Raw genomic sequence first — 10,164 nt, 5'->3', positions numbered from 1 at the left:
TATCAATCAATTTCCGGACGCGGGTATAAACCGGCCCGCTCAACCATTTCAGGAACCTTTTCCTCCCATTCAATGGCCATCACATGAAAACCTGCAACACCTTTCACTTCCTTCAATCTCTGCATGGCCTCAACGGCAATTGTAATTCCTTCATCTGCCTGCTTGTCCTTGGGAACTCCTGAAAGTCGTTTGACAAGCTCCTCCGGAACATCCATTCCAGGCACAGCACGACGCAGGTATTTGGCCATACCCACTGATCGCATGGGCGTTATCCCCGGCAGGATAAAAACCTTCTCGTGAAGTCCGCGGTCACAGACCCCTTTCATCCATTCTTCAAATTTATCAAGATTGTAAACACACTGAGTCTGTATAAATTCAGCCCCTGCCGCTATTTTTTTGGCAAGACGGGGAACCCGGATCTTGAACGGATCAGCGAATGGATTAGCCGCAGCACCAACAAAGAGATTAGGAGGAACCTTAATGGCATCACCCCCCAGGAACTTACCCTCATCCCGCATATGCCGTGCTGTCTGGATAAGCTGCATGGAGTCGATATCAAAAACATTCTGGGCGGCTGGATGATCGCCAAAACTCTGATGATCCCCGGACAGACAAAGCATATTGTTTATGCCAAATGATGCAGCCCCCAGGATATCACTCTGCAATGCAATTCTGTTCCGGTCCCTTACAACCATCTGCAGAACAGGATCAAGACCCTGCTGTTTTAGATGAACACAGGCGGCCAGACTGCAGAGACGGGTTACGGAAGTCTGATTATCAGTTATATTTATGGAATCCACATGATCTTTTATCAACTCACCTTTTTTTATAATTCCTGCGGGATCACTGGATCTGGGCGGTCCACACTCACTGGTTACCGCAAGATGTCCACTTTTCAGTATTTTCTCAAGTCTGCTGTTCGTTTTCAGTTCCACGATTAAAACCCCTCCACTTTAAATGACCGAGGTCCACCTGCGCGGTCTTTTGACCAATCCTTGACAGGAGTTATTTTCTCGTAATCCTCCATTTTTCCAAGTGCGTCAAGACGATTGACAACAAGCTGCCACGCACAATCTATATCCTTTGAAATTTCACATTTGCCCATGGTTGACCCCCCGCACGGACCGTTCAACAATCGTTTGCAACATCGGGTCACAGGGCAGACACCACCAGTAATCCCCAAAACGCAATCACCACATGCCTGGCATTTTTCCATAAACAGGCCATCCTCAGGAACATCTCCGAGGAAAGTTGTATTCAGTGCCGGATATACAGGTGTACTTTCATATCTTGCTGCCATAAACTGTACCCCTATTCCACAGGCCAGACTCAAAACCGCTTCAGTTTTTTCCAGAAGTTCCTGTGCTGACTCAAAAAAAGGATGCTCACACTGGCGTTCAATACCGCCATGGACAATCTCAATATCCACACTTTCCTGAGTAGCCCGCATCCTGAGAAGAGAGGCAAGGATTTCAGCTTCCTTGTTCCCTCCCTGGTGGCAGACAGCAACGCAAGTATTACAACCGAAGACTGTAAGCTGTTTATGGTCTTTGACCATCTCCCATACTTCATCAAATGGTTTCTGCTCACCTACTATCATAGTCTCTCCGCTCCTTCTTCATTAACCTCAGTTCCTCAGGCAGACATGGACTCGGAGGTCATCCGAGAATGCCCTTTTTCCCAAACTCCGCGTTATTTTGAATAAAAAATAATGCGTAATACACTTTATATGACTGCGCTTATTTTTCAAAATGGCTTTAATTTGAGAAAAAACACCTATTCCTGGACAGCCTCCCCGGCAACCTGTTCAGTACTTTCCGTGGACCCCTGCTTCTTTTTTAATGCAAGCCAGATTGGTGATGGCCCCAACGCCTTGATTTTTTCAGTAAACTCGGTACAAATTTCCGCCCATCTCGGCCCCTGAGCCGCAGATAAATGAAAAAACTCAAGCCGTTGTGGATCTACTCCCACCAGTTCCAGCAATCCCTTAACTTTTTTAATTCTCTTTACGGCGTTTGTATTTCCTTCCAGGAAATGGCATTGACCCTCCATTCAGCCGGCCGCAAACACACCATCAACCCCCCTTTCAAAAGCTCTCAACAGGTAGGCATGGTCAAGTTTCCCAGTGCAGGGTAAACGCACAACTTTCACATTGGTCGGGTAAGGCAACCTCATTACTCCCGCAAGGTCTGCTGCTGCAAACGCACAATAGTGACAGGCAAAAGCTATTATATTGGGCTGCCAGCCCTCCGGTACATGTCCGGGATTTTCCGGACTGTTCGATTCTTGAATCTTTTCTGCTTCAGATGTCATCTTCTTTATCCTGTTTCATGGTCCTATGTTGCCGCATCTATCATTGCCAGAATCTGATCATCCCTGAAATAATTGACCTGATATGCCTTGGCAGGACAGACACCCGCACAAATTCCACATCCCGTACATTTCACTTCGTTATGACTGACTCTGCCATCCTCATCAATAAACGGAGCTCCGAATGGGCATTTCTTCACACACATCAGACATGACATACAGATATCCCGATTATGTTTGGAAATAACTCCGGAAACCGTAAGACTCTCATTGGACAGCAGCGCACCGGCACGACCGGCTGCAGCCTGTGCCTGACCGATTGTCTCCTCCAGGTTCTTCGGTGCATGAGCCAGCCCCGCAAGGAAAAATCCTTCACTGGGAAAATCAACCGGTCTGAGTTTCACATGGGCTTCCATGAAAAAGCCTTCGATATTACGGGTCAGTTTAAATTTCTTGGACAACTCTTCCCCGTCCGGCTGGGGACGAAGCCCGGTTGACAGCACCACATAGTCTGCATCTATAGCTATCTGTCTACCAAGCACTTTCCCTGAAACAGTAACCTTCACACCATTTTCACCAGGAACAACTTCCGGCTTGTCATCCGGGGTATACAGCAGGAAAATAACACCAAGATCTCTGGCTTTCTTATAATAATCTTCCTTCAAACCATAAGAGCGCATGTCCCGGTAGATAACAACAACCTGGGCCTCTGGTGCTTTTTCCTTGATGGCGATACTGTTCTTCAGGGCATCCTGACAACAGATCCTGGAACAGAAATTATTCGGATCTTCCCTGGATCCCACGCACTGGATCATGACATAAGTTTCCCTGTTATCAGGTTCCCTCGCCGCAAGCATATCTTCAAGTTCACGCTGGGTGATAACCCGGTCCGAATCCGTATATCCGTATTCTGTCGGGCTGTATTCAACTCCTCCTGTCGCTATGAGAATTGCCCCATGGTGAACTGTCTCTTTATTACTGAGTGATGTTATGAAATTACCGACAAAACCGTCAATGTTCTCCACTTCAGCCCCAAGATGAAGGGTAATTGCCGGTTCGTTCTCCACTGCTTTTATCGTTTCTTTCAAAAATGATGTGACATCATCTCCTTCAAGATTGGAACGAACCCGGGAGAGCAGACCTCCTAGCTTATCCTGTTTTTCAACAAGGTGAACCTCATACCCCTGCTCAACCAGGGAAAGCGCAGCAGTCAGGCCGGCGATTCCACCACCAATCACCAGACCGGTGTGATTTACACCAACAGAGCTGGTGTTAACCGGATCAAGCAGCCGGGTTTTAGCAATATTCATCTTAACGATTTCAATAGCTTTTTCCGTGGCTTTCTCCTTTTCACTCATATGGCACCAGGAACATTGCTCACGAATGTCGGCCAGTTCAAACAGGAATTTATTCAATCCCACCTCGCGAATGGTATCCTGAAAAAGCGGGGCATGAGTTCGGGGTGTACAGGAAGCCACCACTACCCGGTTCAAACCCTTTTCCCTGATAACATCCCTTATTTTCTGCTGGCCATCCGGGGCGCAGGCATAAACGATGGTTTCTGCATGGGTTACTCCCGGTGTCTCGGCCGCTATATCAGCAACCTTCTGAACATCCACGGTTCCGGCAATATTGGTGCCGCAATGACAGACAAGAACACCGATTTTCGGTTCTTCCCCTTCAATATCAGTCTCCGGCGGCAGGACAACTTCTTCCACTTCAGTCCCTCTGGATTCACCAAGAAGCGCCATACTCAATGAAGCTGCGCCACTCCCCTGAATAACCGTCTCCGGGATATCCTTTGGCCCCTGGTAGGTTCCGGCGACATAGATCCCGTCTCTGCTGGTTTCCACCGGGCGGAGTTTCGAGGTTTGGGCAAATCCATACTCGTCAGTGTCGATACCGAAAATCTTTGAAAATTCATCAGCGTCTTCCCGGGGCTCAAAACCGATTGAAAGAATCACCATATCGAATTCTTCATTCACCAGTTTTCCGTTCTCATCAATATAATGGATGATAAGATTTTTTGTCTCCGGATCTTCCAGAACCTCGGAAACCATAGCCCTTCTATAGGTAACTTCCGCGTCTTTTTTTGCCTTGTCTATATATTTGTCGAAATCCTTGCCGAAAGCCCGCAGTTCCATATAAAAAACAGTGGAATCCACTTCTTTGTCATGTTCCTTGGCAATAATGGATTGTTTTGCAGCATACATACAGCAGACTGATGAACACCAGGGATTCGCGTTGTGTTCATTCCTGGAACCGACACATTGAATCCAGGCCAGTTTTTTGGGATGCCCGCCATCAGACGGTCGGGCTACGGTTCCACCACAGGGGCCCGAAGCGGAAAGCAGTCGTTCAAACTGAAGTGAGGTTACTACGTTGGCGTGTTTGCCGTAACCAAATTCCTGTCTGATTTCAGGCTGATAGGTTTTGAGTCCCGGGGTGAGAATAATCGACCCCACCCTGATATCATACAGTTTATCCTTGTCATCAAAATTAATGGCATCAGCATCACAGACCTTTTCACATTTTCTGCATACTCCCCTGGTAAGAAAAAGACAGTAATCCCCATCTATCGCACGGGTATTGGGAACTGCCTGAGGAAAAAGAGCAAAAATTGCTTTTCTTTTATTCAGACCCTGATTGAAAAAATCAAGTACCCTGGTGGGACATTTTTCTTCACAGGCACCACATCCGGTGCATTTGTCGCCGTCCACATACCTGGCTTTCTGTTCAATCGTGACAGTAAAATCTCCCTTTTGACCGGACACTTTTCTTACACCGGCCATGGTATGCATCTTGATATTGGGATGTCGGCTGGACTCGACCATTCGGGGAGAAATCATGCACATTGCACAATCTCCAGTGGGAAAAGTTTTATCGAGGCGGGACATGGTACCACCAATGGAAGGTTCATCATTGATCATATGAACCAGAAGGCCACTGTTGGCCAGATCCAGTGAGGCCTGCATTCCTCCAATGCCCGCTCCAACTACCAGTACTGAACCTATCCTGTTTTTTACTTCCTGTCCGGGGGTAATCCTGGTCACATCAAGATCCTCCATACAATCAAGCCCCTTTACATCTTGCCGGTCCCTGAAATCATTGCCGGAAAGACTGCAGGTACTGATCAAAATAGTTCATTGAGACAATCGTTTGTAACTACTCACGGGGTTAATAACTCCACGCCTTTATTACCTCTGGACTGTAATCGCTCACCTGCCATAAATTTTTACCGACTCTCTGGTTTGCCCTGCCTGCCTGTACCATTCAAAGAGACTGTGAAAACTGGAATTCCTGTGGGTAATTACAATCATTTTATGGTTTCGACCTGCGAATACTACAATAGATAAATGTTGATATCATAGCTTTTTTTCAATTCAACAATATTAATATATTTAAATGATAAAAACCATAAATAGTATTTGATAAGAAGAAATATTTCAGTCTGTTAATAAAAGTGTCAGGAAAATGATTTTTCTCAAATGGTCATTTGCTTTGGACCTCATTTTTTATTATTACATGCAGAGACAAGTGACTCCTCACAGAGGGGAGGGGTAGCAACTCTATGATTTTATAACCACCTTTAGAAATAGGGTGTTAAATAACACCTCCCGACAATATATTTTTCATTTCATTCCCAGAGTCTTAAGGAGCAGGATATGAGCCGTCCGGCAGAAATACAATTCCATAGAGAACCCAAAATTCTTGTTATCGACGATGAAGCGAGGATTCGTGATGCCTGCAGAATAGTATTGACCGACAAAGGTTACAGTGTGGAAGTTGCCCCGGACGGGGAACAGGGACTGCAGATGATACAGGAGCGCCATTTCGATATCATTCTGGTGGATCTCATGCTGCCTTCAATTTCAGGCTTTGATGTGCTCTCCCAGGTAAGGGCAAGACACCCGGATACGGTGGTCATAGTCATTACCGGATACGCGACACTGGAACATTCCATTGAAGCCATGAAAAAAGGTGCCTTCGATTTTATTCCAAAACCCTTCACACCGGACCAGCTCAGGGCGGTTGTCAACAAATCCCTGCGATACACCATGGCCCTCCAGGATATTACCGACTCCAAATCCCGCCTGAAAATTATGGTCAACAGGTTGACCGATGGAGTGATGACCACCGATTCCGAAGAAAATATTGTCCAGGCTAATCCCTCTTTTCTCCATATGATAGGTTATCACGGTGAAGAGGTCATAGGAAAACAGGTGAAAGACATTATTTCCAATCAGGAGATCAGGGATGCAATCGATAAAGCTCTCGCCATGGAACCCAACACTTTTTCCGAAATCACCAATGAAATCCAGGTGGTTGATGAAAAAGGGGAGGACAAGATCTACAGCGCCAGATGCGCCCCTTTCAGGGGAAGGACAAATGAAAACCTTGGCACAATAACCGTGCTCCACGATATTACCGCCCTGAAGAAAATGGATCAGATGAAGTCTGATTTTGTTTCCATGGTTTCCCATGAAATCAGGAGCCCTATGAATTCGCTGCTGATGCAGCTGAAAATCATTCTTGATGGACTGGCGGGTGATATCACGGAAAAACAGAAGGAGATCCTTGAAAGAGCATCTGAGAAAATTCTCAGTCTCAATAATCTTGTCACGGAACTCCTCGATCTTTCCAGAATCGAATCCGGCCTGATTGCCCATGAAAAAGAACAGGTTGATCTGGCCTCGCTGTTACAGGAACAGGTTGCTTTCCATTCACCCTACGCGAATGAAAAACAGACCCGGATTGAGTTGACTGTTGAAGAAAACCTGCCCCGGATATTTGCCAACAGGCAGAACATGGAAGAGGTCTTTTCCAATCTGATTACAAACAGTATAAAATACTCACCCCCTGAAAGCAGGGTTACAATCTCGGCAATTCACGAAAATGACTACCTCAAGACAGAGATAAGAGATACCGGCTACGGGATCAGCAAGGAAGATCTCCCCAATATTTTCACCAGGTTCTTCAGAGCAAAAGATGAGAATACCAGGGGAATCCAGGGAACAGGACTGGGACTGGCTATTGTTAAAAGTATTGTCGATTCCCACCATGGAAAAATCAGTGTCACAAGTATAAAAAACAAGGGAACAACATTCACTGTTCTTCTTCCGGTTTCCCATCAGTGAAATTCCTGAAAAATGGATAGCCTGACTCAAGCAATACTTGACGTAACTTGGCTCTATGGAGTAACAATGCTGATGCGCTGTTTATTTGAAATCTCGTCACGAATCAGGTCTCTGTTTTTAACCAAAAATTCAATCTACCCTATGAAAAAATGAACTATAAACAAATTACTTATCTGACAATACTCACCTTTTTCATTCTGACAGTTACACCCTTCAATTCTCTGGCCCTGCAAAACACTCCTTCTTCGTCGTCTTCCTCTAGTGACAACCTGTCTGAAGGGGGCTGGTGGAGTGATTTACCCAAAGAAGAGAAAATGTTCTACACCACTACGGCATCTGCTGCAATCATAGGTATATGGGGTCTGGCAACATGGGATTATGGTTCTTCAGGATTTCACAATGCCGACGAGGGTTGGTTCGAAAAAGATTCCAAATATGGCGGGGCTGATAAACTCGGTCATTTCTGGGCAACATACACTTTTTCAGACGCTCTGACCGGCCTCTATAAAAGCTGGGGATATGACTCACAAAAAGCTAATACATATGGCGCGCTTTCAGCGTGGGTTGTGCAGGCGGCCATGGAGCTTGGGGATGCCACAAGTGATTCTCAGGGATTCTCCTGGGAAGATATGGTGATGAACACATTTGGCGCCCTGACCAGTATGCTGATGGAAAACTATCCTGAACTTGACAGGAAAATTGATTTCAGAGTCGAGTATTATTTCAACGTGGATGTCAATAATATTTTCGATGACTACTCTAACCAGTACTATTCCATAGCTTTGAAACTTGACGGTTTTGATGCCATCGAAAACACCTTTTTAAAATATCTCGAACTGCATGCCGGTTATTATTCCAGGGGATACGATACCGAAGAGGTCAGTAAAAAGAGAGCTTTCTACGGTGGTATTACCATAAATCTTTCCAGATTTTTCTACCAGAATGATTTCAAGAAAACCGGTAAGGTTCTTGAATATCTGCAGCTGCCATATACAGTGCTTAAAGCTTCACACGACCTTGACTGATCCAGGCTTCACATGAATTCTCTGATCAGCAACGAAATTACGTCCGGCACATGCGCGGCATATTAATCATATGTAAGGATTTTTAATTTTCCAGTGACACACAGACAATCGGGATAAAAGACAATTGTTCAATCTTTATACAAAGCTCCGCAAATAGCGGTATAATAAAAAGCATAGACAAATAAAGAGGAGAAATAAAATAAAGGCAAAAATTACCAGTCAGTGCATGGGTGACAGAAATTGTAATAAACTTTGTCCGGAAGTATTTGAATATGATGAAGATCAACTCCTTTCCATCGTAAAATTTGATGAAATTCCTGCACATCTTGAAACTCTGGTACGACAGGCAGCGGACGAATGTGGTGCTGATGCCATAATAATTGAAGAATAACCGCGGAGGACTTATGGTCAGCTTCCGGGAAAGCAGAACCGCCCATAATCTGCTGCTCTCATACTCAGCTGAGGCCCAGGCACGCACCAGGTACAATTTTTTTGCAATCAGGGCAAGGGAAGAACAACACGCTCAGATTGCAAAAATTTTTGATGAGACTGCGGCACAGGAATTTGAACACGCCTTGCGGTTTTTCAAATTTTTCAACGGTGGAGAAATGGAAATCAGCGGCATTTTTCCCGCCGGAGTGATCAGTGACACAGGGAGCAACCTTCTCTCTTCAGCCGAACTAGAACTCTATGTTCACGATAAAATGTATAGTGTCTTTGCTGTTGTGGCCGAAGAAGAAGGTTTCAAAAGAGCTGCGGACACCTTCCATGCTATCAATGTGGCTGAAAAACACCACGAGATCATGTTCCGGGAACTTGCGGATAACCTTGCTGCAGACAGAGCGTACGTCAGGACGAAATCAGTCATGTGGAAATGTCTGAACTGCGGTTATCTGCATGAAGGAGAACAACCGCCGGATAAATGCCCCGCCTGTGTCAAGCCCGCTGGATTTTTTGAGATATTTATAAAGAACTGGTGAATAACAAAACTCCTCACAGGGGTAATTGCTCCGTGAGGAGTTTTCCGGCAGCTACTCTTCCATAAGAGAAAATACTTTTTTTATCGCTTTTTGTAATTCCCTGTCATGGATTTTACCGGCAAAATGGACGGGGCTCTTGCCATGGACAGGATCCCAGCCAGCCGGGTCAGCAGAACAGTAGAACTGTGTTTCAAGGCCGATTTTTCGGCCTGCATCTTCCACAGGATGGCCGATCAGTCGTTCAGCCACTTCCCATGTGGCACCACACGGCGCACCTCGCAATACATTGACGTTTGCTATTTTCCCGTCCTTCACTTCAACTTCGAATTGTGGAGCTCCAAATTTTTCCCCATATTTACCAAGAGCAGCCTGCTCTGGAAGACCACATCAGGTCGGAGGTGTCATAACCCATCTGGAAGGAATTTTCTTTCCTGAAGAAACGATGGCAATTTGTTTTTTCGCGCACAACGCTGCAAGATCATAGGATAAATCCTGGTGAGTCAGGAAATCGAGAACCAGGTCACAGGAAAGATCCTCGGGCAAATATCCGGAAGTATCATCCACCACGGGAGGAAGCTCCTCATTTATTTCAAAAATCTCAATATCAAACAAATCTTTTCCATATTTTTTCAAACCGGCAATTTTCTGTTCACCACTGCCATTCTGTTGAAAAATCATCAATCGTTGTCGTGATTCCATTTTTTATTTTCT

General features: G+C 45.5%; 9 protein-coding genes. 4 read left to right on the top strand and 5 right to left on the bottom strand.

Features of this window, described 5'->3' with window-relative positions; translation table 11 throughout:
* Positions 1-2: 2 nt before the first annotated feature.
* The 4 genes from ACXLDX_RS01605 to ACXLDX_RS01590 form a co-directional block, all read right to left on the bottom strand.
* Entirely contained in the window at positions 3-935 is a 933-nt protein-coding gene (locus ACXLDX_RS01605; RefSeq protein ID WP_228857126.1) for a methylenetetrahydrofolate reductase, read from the bottom strand.
* Between the two features lie 2 nt (positions 936-937).
* The gene (locus tag ACXLDX_RS01600; protein WP_457575437.1) at positions 938-1,600 is read right to left on the bottom strand and encodes a methylenetetrahydrofolate reductase C-terminal domain-containing protein; all 663 of its coding nucleotides are present in this window, start codon (positions 1,598-1,600) and stop codon (positions 938-940) included.
* A gap of 176 nt (positions 1,601-1,776) precedes the next feature.
* The gene (locus ACXLDX_RS01595; RefSeq protein ID WP_457575436.1) at positions 1,777-2,313 is read right to left on the bottom strand and encodes a hydrogenase iron-sulfur subunit; all 537 of its coding nucleotides are present in this window, start codon (positions 2,311-2,313) and stop codon (positions 1,777-1,779) included.
* 23 nt (positions 2,314-2,336) lie between these two features.
* The gene (locus tag ACXLDX_RS01590) at positions 2,337-5,447 is read right to left on the bottom strand and encodes an FAD-dependent oxidoreductase (protein WP_457575435.1); all 3,111 of its coding nucleotides are present in this window, start codon (positions 5,445-5,447) and stop codon (positions 2,337-2,339) included.
* 528 nt (positions 5,448-5,975) lie between these two features.
* Between ACXLDX_RS01590 and ACXLDX_RS01585 the strand changes: the two genes are divergently transcribed.
* From ACXLDX_RS01585 to rbr, 4 genes are all read left to right on the top strand, one after another.
* Positions 5,976-7,448, top strand: coding sequence for an ATP-binding response regulator (locus ACXLDX_RS01585; RefSeq protein WP_457575434.1), 1,473 nt, complete (start codon positions 5,976-5,978; stop codon positions 7,446-7,448).
* A 149-nt stretch (positions 7,449-7,597) separates the two neighbouring features.
* On the top strand, positions 7,598-8,473 hold the full coding sequence (locus ACXLDX_RS01580; protein WP_457575433.1) for a DUF2279 domain-containing protein: 876 nt from the start codon (positions 7,598-7,600) through the stop codon (positions 8,471-8,473).
* A gap of 199 nt (positions 8,474-8,672) precedes the next feature.
* On the top strand, positions 8,673-8,864 hold the full coding sequence (locus ACXLDX_RS01575; protein ID WP_457575438.1) for a ferredoxin: 192 nt from the start codon (positions 8,673-8,675) through the stop codon (positions 8,862-8,864).
* 13 nt (positions 8,865-8,877) lie between these two features.
* The gene (gene rbr / locus ACXLDX_RS01570) at positions 8,878-9,453 is read left to right on the top strand and encodes a rubrerythrin (protein ID WP_457575432.1); all 576 of its coding nucleotides are present in this window, start codon (positions 8,878-8,880) and stop codon (positions 9,451-9,453) included.
* Positions 9,454-9,504: 51 nt separating this feature from the next.
* On the opposite strand, the gene dfsP is transcribed toward rbr, so the two are convergent.
* The gene (gene dfsP / locus ACXLDX_RS01565) at positions 9,505-10,152 is read right to left on the bottom strand and encodes a DUF166 family (seleno)protein DfsP (RefSeq protein WP_457575431.1); all 648 of its coding nucleotides are present in this window, start codon (positions 10,150-10,152) and stop codon (positions 9,505-9,507) included.
* Positions 10,153-10,164 lie beyond the last annotated feature (12 nt).

The sequence above is a fragment of the Desulfomarina sp. genome, from assembly GCF_054039375.1.
The sequence above is the reverse complement of the archived record's forward strand: the minus strand, read 5'-3'. Positions and strand labels throughout refer to the sequence as shown.